Origin of the sequence: Kribbella sp. NPDC050281 (assembly GCF_040655855.1) — a bacterium.
Classification (GTDB): domain Bacteria; phylum Actinomycetota; class Actinomycetes; order Propionibacteriales; family Kribbellaceae; genus Kribbella.
The window spans coordinates 56120-74334 of the sequence record NZ_JBFAKS010000002.1; the positions used below are offsets into that span (position 1 = coordinate 56120).

The window sequence follows — 18215 nt, forward strand, 5'->3', positions numbered from 1 at the left end:
GGGCTCCTCGGGATGTTGGGGGCCGTACAACTGAGCTGTGCGGATGTTCGGACCCACCGCAGCATAGTCGTGCGGTGGTCCGTTGCATTGACGACTCGTGCAGACTCTTCCCATGCGACTGACAGTGCTGGCCGGTGGCGTCGGCGGTTCCACCTTCCTGCGCGGGCTGCTCAAGGCTCGCCCGGATGCCGAGATCACCGTGGTGGGGAACACCGCGGACGACATCACCCTGTTCGGGCTGCGGGTCTGCCCGGACCTCGACACGGTGATGTACACCCTCGGTGGCGGTATCTCGGCCGAACGCGGCTGGGGCCGCGAGGACGAGACCTGGGTGATCAAGGAGGAGTTGGCCGCGTACGGCGTGGAGCCGACCTGGTTCGGCCTCGGCGACCGGGACGTGGCGACCCACCTGGTCCGGACCCAGATGCTCGACGCCGGCTACGGCCTGACCGCGGTCACCGAAGCCCTGTGCCAACGGTGGAAGCTGCCGGTCCGGTTGCTGCCGATGAGCGACGACCGGGTCGAGACCCATGTGGTCGTCGACGACCCGGACAACCCCGGCCGGCGCAAGGCGATCCACTTCCAGGAGTACTGGGTCCGCTGGCACGCCGAGATCCCGGCGCACCAGATCATCGCGGTAGGCCAGGAGAAGGCGAAGCCGGCCCCCGGCGTGCTGGAGGCCATCGCCGACTGCGACGTACTGATCGTGCCGCCGTCGAACCCGGTGGTCTCGGTCGGCACCATCCTTGGCGTCCCGGGCATCCGCGATGCGGTCCGGGAGACGTCCGCTCCGGTCATCGGCCTCTCGCCGATCATCGGGAGCGGTCCGGTCCGCGGCATGGCCGACAAGGTGCTGGCCGCCGTCGGTGTGGCCTCCACCGCCTCGGCGGTCGCGCGGTACTACGGTTCGCGCGCGTCCGGCGGCGTACTGGACGGGTGGCTGATCGACCTGTCGGACTACGCCCAGCAGGATTCGATCGCGGGAGCCGGAATTCACGTGCAGGCAGTGCCGTTGTGGATGACGGACGAGACAAAAACCGCCGCGATGGCTGACGCGGCACTGAACCTCGCGGAGGCCGTACGGCGATGAGGAAGCACCTGGAAGTCTTCCCGGTGACCGGTCTGCCCGAGGTGGCGACCGGAGACGACCTGGCGGAGCTGATCGGCCAGGGGGCGGACCTGCGGGACGGTGACGTGGTTTCCGTCACCTCCAAGATCGTCAGCAAGGCGGAGGGGCGCCTGACTCACGGCACCCGGCAGGAGGCGATCGACGCCGAGCTCGTGCGCGTCGTGGCCCAGCGTGGCGAGACCCGCATCGTGCAGACCCGCCACGGCCTGGTGATGGCCGCCGCCGGCACTGACACGTCCAACACCGCGCCCGGCACGGTCCTGTTGCTCCCCGTCGACCCGGATGCGTCGGCCCGGCAGCTACGTGAGGCCCTGAAGCAGCAATACGACGTCAACGTCGGCATCGTGGTCACTGACACGCTCGGCCGCCCGTGGCGCAACGGCCAGACCGATCTGGCGATCGGCGCGGCCGGTGTGCGCGTGGTGGAAGACCTCCGCGGTACGACGGACAGCCATGGCAACGTGCTCGCGGTGACAGAGCCGGCTCTGGCCGACGAGATCGCCAGTGCCAGCGAGCTGGTCAAGGGCAAGGCGGACGGCGTACCGGTCGCCGTCGTGCGTGGACTGGGCGACGTCGTACTGCCCGTCGGCGAGCACGGTCCGGGCGCGCGGGCGCTGGTGCGGGATGCCGCCTCGGACATGTTCAGCCTGGGGACCCGGGAGGCCGCGCGGGCCGCCGTACTGGATCGGGTGGCGCCCGCTGGGCCGCGTGAGGTGGACCCGGCGCTGTGGGACGGCTTGCTGGACGAGGTCGAGGACATTCACCTCGAGGTGCTTGACAACGCTGTCACGGTGTTCGGCGACGAACCCGTCGCGGTCGGCGTGATCGCGGAGCGGCTCGCGGTGCTGTTGCACGCGGAGGGGTACGGCGTCTCCGTGCGGACCGGGCCGGGCAGTGAGGCGACGGTCACGTTCGGCTCACGACCGAGGTAGTTTTCTAGGCAACCTCTCAGGGTCGCTGCGTACACTGCATCCGCACGGCGGCGCGGTGGCCGCCCCGATCCGGGAAGACCAACACTGTGGGTAAAGCGTCGTCGCAGAAGCAGTCGCGCCGCGAGATGATCGAGAAGATGCAGCGGGACCAGGCTCGCCAGGACAAGCGGCGGACCATGCTCATCGTGATCGCCTCGATCGTCGTTGGCCTGGCCATCATTGCCTACCCGGCGATCCGGCTGATCCAGGACTCCCGGACCAAGAACCAGGCCGTCACCGACTTCGGAGTGGCCGCGTCGGCCGCCTCGTGCGATGCGCCCACCAACGACGAGGGCGGCGGCACCCAGGACCACCGGCCGGACGGCGAGAAGATCGCCTACCCGGTCTCCCCGCCGTCGTCCGGCCCGCACTACGCGGTCTGGGCGCCGTTCGGGAAGAAGTTCTATACCGTCGACGACCGGCCGCCGGTGGAGAACCTCGTGCACAATCTGGAGCACGGCTACACGCTGATGTGGTACCGCGACACGTTGCCGAAGGACCAGATCGACGAGATCGAGAAGATCTCCAAGGCGAAGCTGCCGGACGGCTCGATGGGCAAGTTCATCGCGGCGCCGTTCAAGGAGTCCGACGGCAAGCCCTGGCCGGACGGCAAGACGGTCGCCTTCTCCCACTGGAGCGCCCCGCAGTCGGACAACAAGTCCTTCGGCCACCGCCAGTTCTGCGGCTCCGTCAGCGGCGAGTCCCTCCAGCAGTTCCTTGACAAGTACCCCGCCTCCGACGCCCAGGAACCCAACGGCGGCTGACCTTCCGCCACGAACAGCCGCCGCCGAAGGCACCACCTTCGGCGGCGGCTGTTCTTTGGGGTCGGTTCGGCTGGGGACGGCGGGCAGATGGACAGGAGGTGTCGGCCCGACAGGTAGTGCGGTTGAGCGGCCGCGCGTCCTGTGTACGACGTCTCAGAGGTGCACTACCTGTCGATCTGCACACCGCCCGCCCGGTCCCACCGACCTGCCCGGGCGCTGGAGGCAGGGGGCTCCGCGAGGAGTGCTTCGGCGTGCGTCCCGGGGTTCGGTCAGAGGTACTTGTCGGCGTGGTCTGATTGGACCTGGGCTACGAGGTCCTTGACTCGTTCGCCGTCGGCCAGTGGGCAGACCATCGTGACGTCCTGGGTGTGGACGATGATGTGGCCGCGGAGGCCGACGGCGGCGACCAGGTGGTCGGGGTCGTCGGTGACGATGATGTTGTCGTGCGAGTCGAGCAGGCAGCTGAGCGTCGTGCCGTCCGTACGGTTGCCGCAGGCATCGGTCTCGTAGGTGCCGGCCAGGGCCGCCCAGGAGCCGACGTCGAGCCAGTGCACCGGCATCGGTACGACGACCACGTCGGCGTCCACCTTGCCCTGTGAGGCCGGCTCCATCACCGCGTAGTCGACGCTGATCTTGCGCAGGTTCGGGTAGATCCCGGCCAGCGTCTCCTCCCGCTCCGGGGTGTCCCAGACCGACGCGACCTGACGCAGGTTCGTCGCGGACTCCGGCATCAGTTCGTCGAACACGCTGAGCACCGTCTCGGTCCGCCAGACGAACATCCCGGAGTTCCACCAGAACCGCCCGGTAGCCAGGTATTCCTCCGCGGTCGCCCGGTCCGGCTTCTCCCGGAACCGGTCGACGAGGTACGCCTTGGTGCCCTCGATCGGCACGCCGCGCTCGATGTAGCCGAGGCCGGTGTGCGGATGCGTCGGCTCGATCCCGAACGTCACCAGCGACCGCTCGCGCTGCTCCACCACCTCGAAGCCGCTCACGATCGCGGCCCGGAACTCGTCCTCCGGACTGATCAGGTGATCGGACCCGACGAAGGCCACCACGGCATCAGAATCCTTGCGTCCCACCACCGCGGACGCGAGGCCGACAGCGTTCGCCGTGTCGCGGCGGGCCGGCTCACCGATGATGTTGTGCTCGCCGAGCTCCGGCAACTCCTTGCGGACCACGTCGCCGTACGCACCGACCGTGCACACGTAGATGTTCTCGGGCTCGACCAGTCCGCGCAGCCGGTTGTACGCCACCCGCAGCAAGGACTCTCCGGCCGCCAACGGCAGCACCTGCTTCGGCCTGTCGTCCCTCGTCATCGGCCACAGCCGCGTCCCCGCGCCGCCCGCCAGGATCACCACGTTTCGCATTGGGAGACCCTACCCGGCGTCGACGGGTGGTGGCAGCCGTAGGTGTGCCAGATCCGGAGGCACCGGCGACGTCGTCCGCCAGAAGGCCTCCGATTCGCCGTCGAGTGCTGTCGCGGGCGCGTCGGTCAGGCGGAAACGATCACGCAGCCGGCCGTAGAAGTCGGTCGGTCCCAGCCGGACCAGCCGCAGCCGTCGCGGCGAGCCGTAGACACCGATCCAGTCACCCGGATCGAGAACCCCGCGCAACTGCCCGTCGATGCTGACAGCGGCCTGCCCGGAGTGCGGCAGCACCCGGAGCGCGACCGGCTCGTCGGGTGCTGCGACAACCGTTCGATTGAAGGTCATGTGCGGTGCGACCGGAGTGAACACGACCGCTTCCATGTTCGGAGACAGGATCGGCCCGCCCGCTGCGAAGCTGTACGCCGTCGACCCGGTCGGCGTCGCCACGATCACCGCATCCGCCGAGTACGACGCAAGCAGCCGGCCCGCGAGGTACACCCCCAGAGCCACCTGATGGTCCCGCGCGAGCTTCTCCAGTACGACGTCGTTCAACGCGGTGACGTCCAGTGCGACACCCCAACCGTCGCCCTCGGTGGATTCCGGGCGCACGGCCGGCGGCGGCAACGCCGGGCCGTGCCCGTAGCGCAGCAGGGACTCGATCCCACTCGGGATCTCCAGCGGACGGGACGCCCGCATGGTCAGCGTCATCCGCTCCTCGATGGTGGCGCCGCCGTGGTACACGGCCTCCAACGCGGTTTCGACGTCGCTGCAGGCCACCTCGGTCAGGAAGCCGACCTTGCCGAGGTCGACCCCGAGCACCGACGCGTTGTTCTTCGCCGCGATCCTGGCTCCACGCAGGAACGTGCCGTCACCGCCGAGCGTGACGACCAGATCCGGGTCCCCGGCGTGGTGCAGCTCGTCCATGCCGCCACGCCGTTCCTCATGCGATTTCCACACGTCGATGTCGGTGCAGCCGATGCCGTGCCGGTCCGCCCACGCGCGCACCGTCGCGGCTGTCCGCACCGCCAGCGGACGCCCCTCGTGAACAACAAGTCCAAGCCGGCGCACAGGCACGACAACCTCCTCCGGACGGTTACTGCCTCAACGGTAGCCGCCCCGGCGAACCCGGCCCGGAACGGCGGTCTCCCGCCACCACTCAGTTGCCATCCGCAACATCTTTGGCCCTCGACTCCGCGGCGGCACTGATGATCGGGTCGGTCTCGTCGTCGAACTCCCCGATCACCTCCTCCAGCAGATCCTCCAGCGCCACCACACCGAGCGGATGGTCGGTTTCCTGGACGACGGCCAACTGCGATCGCTGATCGCGCATCACCCGGATCGCCGTGGCGACCGGGGTCTCGGCGGGCAGCCGCAGCGGCTCCGTCATCAGCTCGGACGCGTGCAGCGTCGTACCGCCGGCCGTGGTCGCGCGGGCCGCGTCGCGAACGTGGACGATGCCGCAGATCGTCGTACCCGGGCTGACGACCGCGAGGCGGGAGCGGCCCTCGCGGCGGCTGGTGAGCTCGACCTCGCGCGCCGACGCCTCGGCCGGGACGGTGACGAGCTGGGAGATCGGGGTCATCACCTGGGCGACCGTGGTGTTCTGGAGCGCGAGCATCGCGGTGAGCAGGTCGTGCTCGGGGTCTTCGAGCGTGCCATGTTCGCGGGACGACTCGATCAGCAGCCGGAGTTCGTCAGGGCCGTGGGCGCTGGCGAGCTCGTTCTGCGGAGTCACGCCGACCAGGCGGACACAGGCGTTGGCGACCCAGTTGAGCACCAGGAGGAGCGGCCTGAAGACGTACGTGAAGCCGCGGAACGGAAGCGCCAGCAACAAAGCAGATCGCTCGGGGTTGCTGATCGCCCAGGACTTCGGCGCCATCTCGCCGAGCAGCACGTGCAACAGCCCGATACCGCCGACCGCGATGATCAGCGCGAGCACATGACCGACACCTTCGGGAATGTGCATCAGCTCGAACAGCGGATGCAGCAGATTCGCCACCGCGGGTTCACTCAGCGAGCCGAGACCCAAGGTGCACAGCGTGATGCCGAGCTGCGCACCCGCGAGCATGAGCGACAACTCGCTCACACCGGCGATCGCGGCCCGCGCCGAACGGCTGCCGGACGCCGCGGCCTGCTCGAGCCGATGCCGCTTCGACGCGACCAGAGCGAACTCGGCGGAGACGAAGAATCCGTTCAGGACCAGCAGCACGGCCGAGATGAGCAGAGCCAGCGGCGTACTCATGGCAACCGCTCCATCACGACGAGACCGGGCACATGCCGTACGACGGTCTGGACCGACAGCCGGACGAACTCCTGCGGGACCGGCCGCCCGTCATGGTCGAACCGCCGGCGCAGCTCCACCGCCACCTCGTCACCGATGACCGGGACCCGGCCGAGCCGGGCCATCACCAGACCGGACACGGTCTCGTAGTCGTCGTCCTCGGGAAGCGCGACACCGGTGGCCTCCTCGACCTCGTCCAGCCGCCACCGCGCGGGCACCACCCACGACCCGTCGCCGCCCTGGACCAGCCCGGTCTCCGGCAGATCGTCCTCGTCCCGGATCTCGCCGACCAGTTCCTCGGCGATGTCCTCCAGCGACACGATCCCGGCGAAACCGCCGTACTCGTCCACCACGATCGCCAGCTGCCGGTGCGCCGTCCGCAGCCGCTCCAGTACGCCGGGCAGCGGCAGCGTGGACGGTACGACGACCGGCGGCGTCGCCAGCGAACCCGTGGTGACCCACGACCGGTCCGCCGGCTCGACCTCGACGACGTCTCCGACCGCGATCACCCCGACCACTTCGTCGACCGAGTCGGCGATCACCGGGAACCGGGTGTGGCCGGTCTCCTGCAGGTCGACGATCCGGGTCAGCGGCTCGTCCTGGTGCACGGTGAACACGTCGACCCGGGGCCGCATCGCCTCGCCGGCGGTCCGGTGGCGGAAGTCGAGGCCGCGGTCGAGCAGCCGCATCGTGTCCTGGTCCAGCAGACCCTGCTCGTAGGACTCGACGATGATCCGGTCGAGCTCCTGCGCGGTCGCACCCTGCGGCAGCTCCTCGACCGGCTCGATGCCGACCCGGCGCAGGATCCGGTTCGAGGTCGCGTCGAACACATGGATGAGCGGTCCGGCGATGGTCAGGTACATCAAGGTGGACCGGGCCAGCCGGAGCGCGATCGCCTCCGACTTCGCGATCGCGAGGTTCTTCGGCGCCAGCTCGCCGAGCACCATCTGGATGATCGTTGCCACGAGCAACGCGAGGATCACCGAGATGGACAGGCTGACCGACTCCGGTACGCCGGCCGAACCGAGCACGTGCGACAGGCCCGCACCCAGGTAGGGCTCGGCGAAGTACCCGGCCAGCAGTGCGGTGATGGTGATCCCGACCTGGGCGCCGGACAACACGAATGAGAGCCGGCTCGTCACCTTCAGTGCGCGCGCGGCGGCCGCGTCTCCACCTTCGGCCAGCGACCGCAGCCGGCTGCGGTCCACCGCGACGTACGCGAACTCCTGCGAGACGAAGTAGCCGGTGGCAATGGTCAGCACCAGGATCAGAGCCAGGCCGACCAGGATCAACATGTACAGAGGCTACGAGAACTCCAGGCCCTGGAGGACCGCGGGGTCGGAGGTGTCGAACCTCTCACTTAGCCAAAGCTAACCTAAGGTGACTCGGGACCACCTGGCCACGATCAGGAAGTGGACCGGGGCTCGTCGCGGACGCTCTCCGGGCCGGTCTTGCCGGGCTCGGCCGGCGGCGGCTCGACCGCCGGCGGATCGTCGTCCTCGCCGTTCTGGACCTTCTTGAACTCGTTCATCGCGCGGGCGGCGTTCTTCGTCAGCTCGGGCAGCTTCTTCGCGCCGAACAGCAGGACCACGATGACCAGGATGACGATCCACTCGCCGCCTTCCGGCAGCGCCAGGTATGGCACCATGACAAGCCTTCTTTCCGGGAATCCCCCTCCACGCTACGTCGCGGCGCGAACCGTAGGGTGGGCCATATGTCACGAGTTCTGCCCGAGCTGTTCGCGGCCGCGGTACGCCGGGACGGCGGCGCTCCGTTCCTCACCTACTACGACGACACGACCGGCGAGCGGATCGAGCTGAGCGCCGTCACCACCGCGAACTGGGTGGCCAAGACCGCCAACCTGCTCGTCGACGAGTACGACCTGGAGTCCGGCGAGACGGTCGCGATCGGCCTGCCGCCGCACTGGCTCGGCGTCGTCTGGGCCCTGTCCACCTGGTCGGTCGGCGCCTCGCTGACCACCGGCACCGGCACCCTCGCGATCACCGGCCCGGACGTCGCGATCCGCGGCGAGCGGGAGACCGTCGCGTCCGCACTGCTGCCGCTGGGCGGCCGGTTCCGCGAACCGCTGCCCGACGGGATCCACGACTACGGCGCCGAGGTCTACAACCACCCGGACATGTTCGTCCCGTTCGACCCGCCGTCGCCCACGTCACCGGCGTACGACGAACTCACCCATGATGACCTGATCAGTACGGCGGAACCCGTCGCCGACCGGATCCTGGTCACCCGGGACCTGGCGTCCCGGGACGGAGTCGGACTCCTGGTCGGAGTGATCTCCGGAGGTGGTTCGATCGTCCTCTGTCGCAACCTGGACCCAGCAAAACTGGACCGCCGGATCCAGGACGAGAAGGTCGATCGAGTGGTGGAGGGCTGATGCAGCGGTTCGAGGGTCGGGTTGCGCTGGTCACGGCGGGCGCGCAGGGGATCGGGGCCGCGGTGGCCCGGCGGATCGCCGATGAGGGCGGGGCCGTGGTGGTGACCGATCTCCAGGAGGAGAAGGTCGGCCAGGTCGCGGCGGAGATCGGCGAGCGGGCGCTGGGGCTGCGGGCGGACGTGACGAGTCGCGAGGACGTGGACGCGGCAGTCGCCGCCACAGTCGAACGGTTCGGGCGGCTCGACGTCGTCGTGAACAACGCCGGCGGCTGCATCGTGACCTCGGTCCCGGAGGACGCGACCGCGGAGGAGTTCCACCAGCAGCTCGACCTCACGCTGGTCGGCGCGTCCCGGTGCATCCAGGCGGCGCTGCCACACCTGGTGAAGACGCGCGGCAACGTCGTGACGATCAGCTCGGTCAACGGGCTGGCGGCGTTCGGCAACATCGAGTACGCCGCGGCCAAGGCGGGTCAGATCGCGATGACGGTGAACTACGCGGCCCGGTACGGCCGGATGGGCGTCCGCTTCAATGTGGTTGCCCCAGGCACCGTTCGGACCCCGAACTGGGACAAGCAGCCGGACACGCTGACAGAGTTCGCCAAGATGTACCCGCTCGGCCGGGTCGGCGAACCCGAGGACATCGCGGCCGCCGTGGCGTTCCTCGCCTCCGACGACGCCTCCTGGATCACCGGGCACACGCTGCCGGTGGAAGGCGGCGTACTCACCGGCCCGGGCGCCTTCGACCTCACTCCTTCAGGTCCCTTCAAGAAGGAGTACCCATCGCGGTGAACAGCTCCTCGGCCTGCGCCAGGGCAGCTGGATCGCCGGTGGTGCGATGCACGCCGCGCAACGCATGGGCCTGCTCGAGCTGGTTGCCGAAGGCACCCCAATCCGCGGCCGCGCGGGCGAACCCGTTCGCCGCGGCCGCCTGATCGCCGCGTTGTTCGTCCAGCAGCGCCTGCGCCGTGGTCGCGGAGTACTCCCGCATCGGCAGCAGCGGCACGAGCAGGTCTGCCAGCGCGGCACCAGCCTCGGTCTCCCCCACGGCCAGTGCTGAGCGGACCAGACCTGGAACACGCGCGGCGAACTCATGGCTGCCCGGCAGATCCGACAGTGAGCGCAACCGCTGAAGGATCTCGCGGACGCCGTCCCGGTCGCCGTCGCGGGCCCGGGCCGCCGCCGTCGGCGCCGCGGCGACCGCGACGAAGTCGGGCCAGCCTGCCTCGACGGCCAGCCGGTACGCGGCCTCGGCATGCTCCCGTGCTGTGCCGACGCCGAGCTCGAGCTCCGCGGCCGCCAGCGCGGCCAGCACCTCGATCCGCCGCAGCGTGATGAACGCCGGACCCGGGTGATCGAGCTGGGCCCGGCACAATGTCGCGACCTCCGCCGGGCGACCGGTCTCGATCATCAACTGCAGAACAGTGCAACTGAGCTGCTGCTCCAACTCGAGCAACCGGCGACGAGCCGAGAACTCACGCGCTTCGGCCAGGGTCGCCAACGCGACCACGGGCCCCTCGATCTGCCACACCACGAAGCCGTAGTTCAACCAGGTCACGGCCGCGTCCCGGCCCTGCCCGAGCTCGAGCAGCGCGGCCAGCGCGTCCTTGATGTCGACCAGTCCGCCGGTGTCTCCCTCGCCGACCCGGGCGAGTCCGCGGGATTCCAGCGCCCGGTGCGGTACGGCGTACCCCTGCTCGGCGGCCATCCGCAGCGAGCGGTCGGCGGAGGCGATCGCCTCGGTCCGGCGGCTCGCCACCAGCAGGATGCTCGCCTGGCCTGCCAGGGCCCCGGCCAGATCCTCGCTCGGACCGAGCTCCGCCAGCATCGCGACCACCCGCTCGATCGTCGCCAGACTCTCGGCCATGTTGCTCATCGCGTACGTCGACGCACGCAACGTTCTCGCCATCCCGGGGATGTCGCCGGCGGCCTCGAAACCGGCGACCGCCTCGCGATACGCGGTCCGCGCATCGTCGAGCCGTCCGGTCAGGAAGGCCGCCCAACCCCACCGGGCCAGCACCTCCGGCCGATCCGGATCGTCCTGCGGCGTCAGGCTCAACGCGCGATCCAGCAGAGTCAGCGCCTGGCCGGCATCGAGGTTCATCGCGAGCTCGGCGGCCTTGCATTGGTTGCGACGGGCCCGTGGGGTGATCGCGGCGACCGCTTCCGTGTCCCCGGCGGCGGCAGCCAGGTCGAGCGCAGTGGTGAGGTGGTGGGCGATGAGGCTCGGAGTCTCGGCCTGGCACGCGGCACAGCGCAGATCCAGCCAGTCGGCGGCGGCCAGGTGCCGGTCGGCCCGGATCGCCCGGGGCACCTGGCTGTAGGCCACGTCCCGGGTCAGAGCATGCCAGAAGACGTACTCGTGCTGACCCAGCATCGACGACCGCCGGACCGGGCGCACGAGCTCCTTGCGGACCAGCTCCTGCAGGGCCTGGACGACGTACGCCGGGTCCCGGCCGGACAGTGCGGCGACGGCCTCGGCCCAGAAGACCCGGCCGACCACGGCGGCGTCGGCGAGCAGGGCCTTGCGCTCGGGGTCGAGTGTGTCCAGGCGCGCGGCGATGATGGCCGCGATCCCCGCGGGCAGCTCACCGGACGTGGCCTGGTCGACGCCGCACTCGGTCACGATCCGCGCGAGTTCCTCGGCGTACAAGGGGTTGCCGTCGGCCCGTCGTACCAGCCGCCCGCGCGTTTCGGTCGGGACGTCCTGGCCGGCGAACATTCGGTCCATCAGCCGCCCGGTCTCGGCTTCGCTCAACGGCGACAGTCCGATCGTGAGCGAGTTCTGCACGGCACGAGTCCAGCGTGGGCCGCGCTCGAGCAACTCGGGGCGGGCGGTGACGACGACCAGCAGCGGGAGATCGGTCGTCCACTCGGCCAGGTGGTCGACGAAGGCCAGCAGCGCGTCCGAAGCCCAGTGCAGGTCCTCGAACACGAGCACCGCGGGCGACTGCTCGGCGAACGACTCCAGCAGTTGCCGCCAGGCCGCGAACGATTCCTCCTGGGTCCCGGCCCCCGCCGGTACGCCGGACACGGCACCGACCAGCGGGCCGACGCGAGCCCGCAGCCAGGCGCGATCGCCGTCGTCGGGCAGGATCGCGTCCAGCTTGGCCACTGCCTCGGCCGGACCGTCGGTGTCGAGGATCCCGGCCTGGACCTTGACGATCTCCGCGATCGGCCAGAACGGCGTCTCGCCGTACGGCACGCACCGGCCCTCGCGCCAGGTGACGAGCTCGTCGTGGCGATCCAGCCAGGCGCCGAGTTCGGCGACCAGGCGGGACTTGCCGATGCCCGGTTCGCCGAGCAGCGTGACGAACTGCGGCAGCCGCTCGGCGACCGCCTTGTCGAACGCGGTCCGCAGCAGGGTGAGATCCCGTTCCCGGCCGACCATCGGCGTACTGAGGTCGCGGATGACATCGGCGCCGAAGCGGGCTCGGGGCTCGCCGGCCCGCCAGCGGTCGACATCGTGGCTGATCCCCTTGGCCGCAACGGGTTCCAGCCGTTCGTAGCCGAACACCCGGTCGGTCGCCGCATGCGTACCGGGGCCGACCACGACGGCGCCGATCGGTGCCGACGACTGCAGCCGGGCCGCCAGGTTCACCACCATGCCGGTGACGAACGGCTCGCCGAGCTCCGGCCGGGCGCTCAACTGGACCAGCGCCTCACCGGTCTCGATGCCGATCCGGACCTCCAGCGGCCCGGCCGGCAACGCCGCGACCGCGTCGAGGACCGCGAGCCCGGCCCGGACCGCGCGCTCGGCGTCGTCCTCCCGCGAGCGCGGCGCCCCGAAGACGGCCAGGATGGCGTCGCCGGCGAACTTCTCGACCGTTCCGCCGTACTGCTCGACCGTGTCTCGCAAGGTCGAGTGGTACGGCGCCAGCCAGCGGCGGACGTCCTCCGGATCGGCGGACTCCGACGCGGTGGTGAAGCCGACCAGGTCGCAGAACAGCACCGTGACGACCTTGCGCTCCTCGACCGGTGCGATCACGTCCACGTCCTCCGCGCCCTCCCGCCGTTCGTGCGGGCCGCTCGGCTCAGTTCTGGGCCTCGAGCGAACGGATCCGGCTGGTGAGCGCCTTGAGCAGGGCCTCCGCGACGTCGGAGTTCTCCTTGACCACCGGGGCGAAGGCGAGCGACGACAGTGCGAACGTGGTCAGACCGTCCGGCCCGGCCACCACCGTCGCGGATCGCGGCAGACCGTCGACCAGGGAGATCTCGCCGAAGTAGTCGCCCGGTCCGAGCGGCGCCCGGTCGGTCCCGTGCACCGTGACCTCGGCCGATCCCTCCAGCACCACCTGCAGGCCGGCGTCGTCCGCGCCCTGCTCGACCGCGTGCTGACCGGCCGGGATCGTCAGCGTCGTACCGCGCGCCATCAGATCGGACAGCGTGTCCTGGGACAGTCCATGGAAGAGATCGATGTTCGCCAGGAACTGCGGCAGGCTTTCGTGACTCATGGGTTTCGGGCCCCTCCCTCGGCACCCGCGAGGCGGGTGGCACTGTGAACTGCGCCACAGGCTACCTCCGGACAGGATCGCCGACCATGTTTTTGGTCCGGCCCAGGGTCCAGCCCAGGGCCAAGCTCAGAACGAGAACCAGAAGGTCACCCGCAGCGGAAGTCCCGGCGCCGCCAGCCCGAACCACAATCCCCGCGTGAGCAGACACGTCCCGCGGTGCCCGCGGGTCGCCTGTAGCACCAGCGCCCCGACCACGAATACGCCTCGGCGGCATCGGTGGCGGGGTCTCGGGCCATGGGTGCAGTGTGCCGACCCGGCGGGTCAGGGCTTGTTGGGCCAGGCCTCCCAGGCAGTGGCGAACATCTGGTCGACGGTGTGGGTGTTCTGCCAGCCGAGATCCCGGGCGGCCAGGTCGCCGTTGGCCACCACGCGGGACGGATCGCCGGGGCGGCGCGGGCCTTCGTCGGGGGTGAAGTCGATGCCGGTGACGCGGCGGGCGGCGTCCATGATCTCGCGCACCGAGGTGCCGGTGCCGCTGCCCAAGTTGTAGACGGGCTCTAGAGTCTTGCTCGCATCCAGCGCCCTGGCGGCGGCGACATGCGCGCGGGCCAGATCGGCCACGTGCACGTAGTCCTTGACCGACGTACCGTCCGGCGTCGGGTGGTCTGTGCCATAGATCTGCGGGACCTTCCCCTGCGACAGCAGGTCACACACGATCGGGAACAGGTTGTACGGACTCGCGTCGTACACCGCCGGGTCCCCGGATCCGACCACGTTGAAGTAGCGCAGTGACGTGTGGTGCAGCTCCACCGCACGCGCCTGGTCCCGGAGCAACCACTCGCCGACCAGCTTCGATTCGCCGTACGGACTCTGCGGGTCCGGCGGGGTCTGCTCGGTCACCACCTCGTCCTTCGGGGTGCCGTAGACCCCGGCGCTGGACGAGAACACGATGTTGCGGATGTCCTTGTCCGCCATCGCTTCGAGCAGCGAGACCATCCCGGTCACGTTCTGCGTGTAGGTGTGCAGCGGACGGTCCACCGACACCCCGGCGTACTTGAACCCGGCCAGGTGGACGACCCCGCTGACCCCCTCCAGCGCCCGGCGGACCGCCGTACCGTCGAGCAGGTTCGCGTGCACGAACGGTACGCCGTCCGGGACGAACTCGGCCTTCCCACTGGACAGGTCGTCGATCACCACCACGTCGATCCCGTCCGCGCGGAACGCACGCACCACATGCGCCCCGATGTACCCAGCACCACCAGTCACGAGCCACGTCATGTCCCTGATCCTGCCACCACGCGGCAACGGATCCCCACCGCACGGGCCGAACCCGTACCATGAGCCATGATCGGACTGGTCCTCGCCGCCGGTGCGGGTCGCCGCCTCCTGCCGCTGACAGACAAGTTGCCCAAGGCACTCGTCCCGATCACGCCCGGCGTCACCGTGCTGGACCTGACGCTGGCCAACTACGCGGCGGTCGGCATCACCGAGATCGCGATCGTGGTCGGGTACGCCGCCGGCACCGTCGAGGCGCGGGTGAAGGACTTCGAAACGCGGTACGGCGTCCGCCTCGAACTCGTCCACAACGACAAGGGCGAGATCTGGAACAACGCGTACTCACTGTGGTGTGCCCGCGATCACCTGCAGTACGGCGTCCTGCTGGCGAACGGCGACACCGTCCACCCGCCCTCGGTCCAGCAAGCCCTCCTCGACGCCCGCGGAGACGACCGCCGGATCATCCTTGCGCTGGACACCGAGAAACCCTTGGCCGACGAGGAAATGAAGGTCATCTGCTCGGACACCGCGGGCGTCCAACGCATCACCAAGCAGCTGGACCCGGCTGCCGCCACCGGCGAATACATCGGCCTCACGCTGATCGAGCCCACGGCCGCCGCCGACCTCACCACCGCCCTCGAGCAGACCTGGCGCCGCGATCCCCACCTCTACTACGAGGACGCGTACCAACTCCTGATCGACCAGGGGTTCCACATCGACACGGTCGCCATCGGCCGCACCGACTGGGTCGAGATCGACAACCACGCCGACCTCGCCCGAGCCCGCGAGATCGTCCGGCGCAGGCCGACTACCCGGTGACGGTGGCCAGCCAGAAGTAGGTCAGGTCCGTCCACGTGACGTCGGCCGGTGCGACGTCGGCTGTGAACTGCTCCGTGGTCGGGAAGTTCTTCAGTACGTCGTACGTACGACCGTCCTCGAGCCGCCGAGTCTGGTAGGTATCGCCGTCGGCAGTCGTGCGGCTGATCGGGTAGTTGCTGCCGGCGACATACTTGTTGTCGACCAGCACCACTCGCTCCGCGCGCCGTACGAGCGACTGCGCGAACCGAGCAGCGTCCTGGCGCCGTACATGTGACCAGAAGAACCCGGCGAACACGACGTCGTACTCGCCGGCGAGCTCGTCCAGCCGGTACGCATCGGCAACCTGGAAGCTGACAGCCTCGGAGGAGTACGACCGGGATCGCGCGATCGCCAGCGTCTCGTCGTTCAGGTCCGTCGCCACGATGGACTGCGCCGATCCGGCCAGCACCTGGGTCCAGTAGCCGGTGCCGGCGGCGATCTCCAGGACTCGCTTCCCGGCGACCAGCGGCGGCAGCAGTTCCTTCAGGGTTGCCAGGTCCTGCTGCCGCTCGGGCTTGTCGTAGACCGCGTCGTACTCCGCCGCGCGGTCCCGGTAGTAGTCCGCGAGTTCGCTCAACTTCGCACCACAACGGGGTTTTTCGGGCGGAGCAGGAAGGCACCGAGGTAGAGCAGGGCCGCGATGATCAGGAGGCCGTCGAAGCCGATGATCAGCGCCGCGTACTCGAGACAGCCGCCGAGCATGGCGCCGAGGAGATTGGCACCGAACGACGCGGTGCCGTCCGCGGTGTCGGTGAAGCGCTTGGCGAAGATCACGTTCGCGGCGAAGATCGGCAGGAACGCGATCACCACGGCGACGACCGCGCGCAAGCCCACCGGCATCGACAGCAGCCACTCGTCCGGGAACAACCACGCCAGCACCAGCCCGCCGAACAGGACGACGTACATCACCTTCAAAGGTGGTGTCTTGAACCGTCTGGTGACTTCGACAGCAGCAAGGACGGCGACCAGTACTCCGGCGAACACGATCGCGTTGACCACCCACGTCGTACCGAACAGCAACGCGAAGCCCGTGATGCTCTTCGTCTCCAGCAACATGAACCCGGCGCCCAGCAGGAACAGGTCGCTGTACGGACGCATCCGCCGGTACGACGATCCGCCGCCGGCGATCCCGACTCCGATCAGACCCGCGACCAGGACCAGCCCGAGCGTGATCAGGTACAGCGACGGGATGCGGTCGGTGAACAGGTAGAGGAACGGCCGGTTGTCGGTCGCGGGCGGCGGCGTGATCGCGCTCGGTCCGGCCCACTCGGCGCCGCAGGTCTGGTCGGCCTCGGTCAGCCCGACCGTCACGACCGCCTGCTGCAGGTCGTCGCCGACCTTGTCCACGCAGGGTTTGTGCCCGAACGCCGACTGCGCGGTCGACGCGAGCCGGTCGATCAGCCAGGTCTCGCGGTAGTAGTTGTACATGGCGAACGCGCCACCCGGATTCAGGTGGTCACGCGCGGACTCGAACGCCTGCTGGGTGAACAGGTAGCTCTCCAGCCGCAGCGAACTCGCGCCGTTCACCAGCGTCAGCGAGTCCGGCAGGGCCAGCAGGATCAGGTCGTACTTCTTGTCGGTCCGGGACAGGAACGCGCGCCCGTCGTCGATGTGCGAGGTCACCCGCGGGTCCTGGTACGGCCGGTCCGGGTGCAGTGCCTTGCCCAGGTCGCGAATCCGCGGGTCGATCTCGACCGCGTCCACGTGCGTCGCGCCCTTCTTCAGCGCGATCGCGACGTCCGAACCGGACCCGGCGCCGATGATCAGCACGTTCTTCGGCGTCTTGCCGACGTTCGCCCGCTCGTACGGCAGCCCGTACTGCGGCTCCCACTGCAACCGCGCGTCGGCCGGGATCGCCTGCTGGTGCGGCACGCCGTTCACCGTGATCGTCAGCAGCGGCACGTTCTGCCAGGTGGACGCCTTCGTCTGCACCTTGTAGTACGGCGACCAACTGTTGTCCGGCCGTGTGGACTCGTGGAACAGGACCCCGACCATCACCAGCAACGGCGCCAGCACCAGCGCCCCACTCAGCCCGGCCGCGACGAGGCTGCGGCTGGTGGGAGCGGCGGACCGCGGCCGCGGGATCATCAGCGCGGCGAACATCACCGTGACGATCGCGCCCCACCAGATCGGCGGTGCGCCGAGGAACGACAGCCCGGTGAAGGCCGCGATCCCGACCAGGCTTCCGATCAGGTCATAGCGGTACGCCGTCAGTCGCGGCAACTCGGTGAAGCAGCGGCCGACGAGCTCGGCCGGACCGGCTAGCACCACCGCGGCGGCGACGAAGATGATCGGCAGAATCACCCACACCGGCGGTCCGGTGGTGTTCAGGCTGGTGAAGTAGATGACGCTGGACGACGTACCACGGTCGACCGTGACCGGCTTCCAGGCGATCACCAGGACCAGCAGGCCGAGCATCACCGGTGAGTAGTACGGCAGCCGCTTGGCCCGGCCGGACCGGAGGATGCCGATCCCGATGCCGAGGAACGAGCCGAGCAGCACGAAGTTCGAGAAGTAGCTCAGATGCACCACGTTCGAGCCGGTCCAGCGGATCAGCGCGAGCTCGGTGAAGAGCATCAGCGCGCTGGACGCGACCAACCGCGTCCGGACCCCGAACGGGCTCGGCCATTTCGTCGTACTGACGTGCTCGGTGGAGGAGTCGACTGCCATGCGGGGCGACGTTACCTGATCACAAGTGGTCTACGTCACCCCGCATGCTCAGCCT

Annotated in this window: 16 protein-coding genes; 6 read left to right on the forward strand and 10 right to left on the reverse strand. The window is 69.4% G+C overall.

The window, feature by feature from the left end; all coding sequences use genetic code 11:
- The first annotated feature begins 112 nt into the window (after positions 1–112).
- The 3 genes from cofD to AB0I34_RS02815 all read left to right on the forward strand — a co-directional run bounded on the left by cofD (position 113) and on the right by AB0I34_RS02815 (position 2864).
- Positions 113–1090, forward strand: coding sequence for a 2-phospho-L-lactate transferase (cofD, locus tag AB0I34_RS02805; protein ID WP_360438284.1), 978 nt, complete (start codon positions 113–115; stop codon positions 1088–1090).
- Entirely contained in the window at positions 1087–2061 is a 975-nt protein-coding gene (locus tag AB0I34_RS02810; RefSeq protein WP_360438287.1) for a coenzyme F420-0:L-glutamate ligase, read from the forward strand. Before cofD ends, AB0I34_RS02810 begins: the two co-directional genes overlap by 4 nt.
- A gap of 86 nt (positions 2062–2147) precedes the next feature.
- Entirely contained in the window at positions 2148–2864 is a 717-nt protein-coding gene (locus AB0I34_RS02815; RefSeq protein ID WP_360438290.1) for a DUF3105 domain-containing protein, read from the forward strand.
- 269 nt (positions 2865–3133) lie between these two features.
- Here AB0I34_RS02815 and AB0I34_RS02820 read toward each other — a convergent pair whose 3' ends face one another.
- From AB0I34_RS02820 to tatA, 5 genes are all read right to left on the reverse strand, one after another.
- Positions 3134–4231, reverse strand: a complete 1098-nt coding sequence (locus AB0I34_RS02820; protein ID WP_360438293.1) for a mannose-1-phosphate guanylyltransferase — start codon at positions 4229–4231, stop codon at positions 3134–3136.
- A gap of 9 nt (positions 4232–4240) precedes the next feature.
- Positions 4241–5305 (reverse strand): NAD(+)/NADH kinase, encoded by a 1065-nt coding sequence (locus tag AB0I34_RS02825; protein WP_360438296.1) that lies wholly within the window; start codon positions 5303–5305, stop codon positions 4241–4243.
- Positions 5306–5387: 82 nt separating this feature from the next.
- Positions 5388–6473 (reverse strand): hemolysin family protein, encoded by a 1086-nt coding sequence (locus tag AB0I34_RS02830; RefSeq protein WP_360438299.1) that lies wholly within the window; start codon positions 6471–6473, stop codon positions 5388–5390.
- Entirely contained in the window at positions 6470–7807 is a 1338-nt protein-coding gene (locus tag AB0I34_RS02835) for a hemolysin family protein (RefSeq protein WP_360438302.1), read from the reverse strand. The genes AB0I34_RS02830 and AB0I34_RS02835 overlap by 4 nt, the downstream gene beginning before the upstream one ends.
- A gap of 110 nt (positions 7808–7917) precedes the next feature.
- Positions 7918–8160: a twin-arginine translocase TatA/TatE family subunit gene (tatA, locus tag AB0I34_RS02840; protein WP_360438305.1), complete on the reverse strand. Its 243-nt coding sequence runs from the start codon at positions 8158–8160 to the stop codon at positions 7918–7920.
- Positions 8161–8226: 66 nt separating this feature from the next.
- Here tatA and AB0I34_RS02845 point away from each other — a divergent pair, with 66 nt between their 5' ends.
- Complete coding sequence (locus AB0I34_RS02845; RefSeq protein ID WP_360438308.1) at positions 8227–8907, forward strand: TIGR03089 family protein; 681 nt, start codon at positions 8227–8229, stop codon at positions 8905–8907.
- Positions 8907–9695, forward strand: coding sequence for an SDR family NAD(P)-dependent oxidoreductase (locus AB0I34_RS02850; RefSeq protein WP_360438311.1), 789 nt, complete (start codon positions 8907–8909; stop codon positions 9693–9695). Before AB0I34_RS02845 ends, AB0I34_RS02850 begins: the two co-directional genes overlap by 1 nt.
- On the opposite strand, the gene AB0I34_RS02855 is transcribed toward AB0I34_RS02850, so the two are convergent.
- From AB0I34_RS02855 to galE, 3 genes are all read right to left on the reverse strand, one after another.
- Positions 9670–12891 (reverse strand): AAA family ATPase, encoded by a 3222-nt coding sequence (locus AB0I34_RS02855; RefSeq protein WP_360438314.1) that lies wholly within the window; start codon positions 12889–12891, stop codon positions 9670–9672. The genes AB0I34_RS02850 and AB0I34_RS02855 overlap by 26 nt on opposite strands.
- Before the next feature lie 46 nt (positions 12892–12937).
- On the reverse strand, positions 12938–13357 hold the full coding sequence (locus tag AB0I34_RS02860) for a cyclic nucleotide-binding domain-containing protein (RefSeq protein WP_360438317.1): 420 nt from the start codon (positions 13355–13357) through the stop codon (positions 12938–12940).
- A gap of 321 nt (positions 13358–13678) precedes the next feature.
- The gene (gene galE / locus AB0I34_RS02865) at positions 13679–14635 is read right to left on the reverse strand and encodes a UDP-glucose 4-epimerase GalE (RefSeq protein WP_360438319.1); all 957 of its coding nucleotides are present in this window, start codon (positions 14633–14635) and stop codon (positions 13679–13681) included.
- Between the two features lie 66 nt (positions 14636–14701).
- Between galE and AB0I34_RS02870 the strand changes: the two genes are divergently transcribed.
- The gene (locus AB0I34_RS02870; protein ID WP_360438321.1) at positions 14702–15451 is read left to right on the forward strand and encodes a phosphocholine cytidylyltransferase family protein; all 750 of its coding nucleotides are present in this window, start codon (positions 14702–14704) and stop codon (positions 15449–15451) included.
- Here the strand turns inward: AB0I34_RS02870 and AB0I34_RS02875 are convergent.
- Together AB0I34_RS02875 and AB0I34_RS02880 are read right to left on the reverse strand one after the other, a co-directional pair.
- Complete coding sequence (locus tag AB0I34_RS02875) at positions 15441–16067, reverse strand: class I SAM-dependent methyltransferase (RefSeq protein WP_360438324.1); 627 nt, start codon at positions 16065–16067, stop codon at positions 15441–15443. The two genes, AB0I34_RS02870 and AB0I34_RS02875, sit on opposite strands and share 11 nt — an antisense overlap.
- Positions 16064–18160, reverse strand: coding sequence for a spermidine synthase (locus AB0I34_RS02880; RefSeq protein WP_360438327.1), 2097 nt, complete (start codon positions 18158–18160; stop codon positions 16064–16066). Before AB0I34_RS02880 ends, AB0I34_RS02875 begins: the two co-directional genes overlap by 4 nt.
- Positions 18161–18215 lie beyond the last annotated feature (55 nt).

Bases quoted from the DNA above. Each gene is read 5' to 3' on its own strand.
- cofD (WP_360438284.1), top strand. From the start codon at position 113: ATGCGACTGACAGTGCTGGCCGGTGGCGTCGGCGGTTCCACCTTCCTG.
- AB0I34_RS02810 (WP_360438287.1), top strand. From the start codon at position 1,087: ATGAGGAAGCACCTGGAAGTCTTCCCGGTGACCGGTCTGCCCGAGGTG.
- AB0I34_RS02820 (WP_360438293.1), bottom strand. From the start codon at position 4,231: ATGCGAAACGTGGTGATCCTGGCGGGCGGCGCGGGGACGCGGCTGTGG.
- AB0I34_RS02830 (WP_360438299.1), bottom strand. From the start codon at position 6,473: ATGAGTACGCCGCTGGCTCTGCTCATCTCGGCCGTGCTGCTGGTCCTG.
- AB0I34_RS02835 (WP_360438302.1), bottom strand. From the start codon at position 7,807: ATGTTGATCCTGGTCGGCCTGGCTCTGATCCTGGTGCTGACCATTGCC.
- tatA (WP_360438305.1), bottom strand. From the start codon at position 8,160: ATGGTGCCATACCTGGCGCTGCCGGAAGGCGGCGAGTGGATCGTCATC.
- AB0I34_RS02845 (WP_360438308.1), top strand. From the start codon at position 8,227: ATGTCACGAGTTCTGCCCGAGCTGTTCGCGGCCGCGGTACGCCGGGAC.
- AB0I34_RS02850 (WP_360438311.1), top strand. From the start codon at position 8,907: ATGCAGCGGTTCGAGGGTCGGGTTGCGCTGGTCACGGCGGGCGCGCAG.
- AB0I34_RS02860 (WP_360438317.1), bottom strand. From the start codon at position 13,357: ATGAGTCACGAAAGCCTGCCGCAGTTCCTGGCGAACATCGATCTCTTC.
- galE (WP_360438319.1), bottom strand. From the start codon at position 14,635: ATGACGTGGCTCGTGACTGGTGGTGCTGGGTACATCGGGGCGCATGTG.
- AB0I34_RS02870 (WP_360438321.1), top strand. From the start codon at position 14,702: ATGATCGGACTGGTCCTCGCCGCCGGTGCGGGTCGCCGCCTCCTGCCG.
- AB0I34_RS02880 (WP_360438327.1), bottom strand. From the start codon at position 18,160: ATGGCAGTCGACTCCTCCACCGAGCACGTCAGTACGACGAAATGGCCG.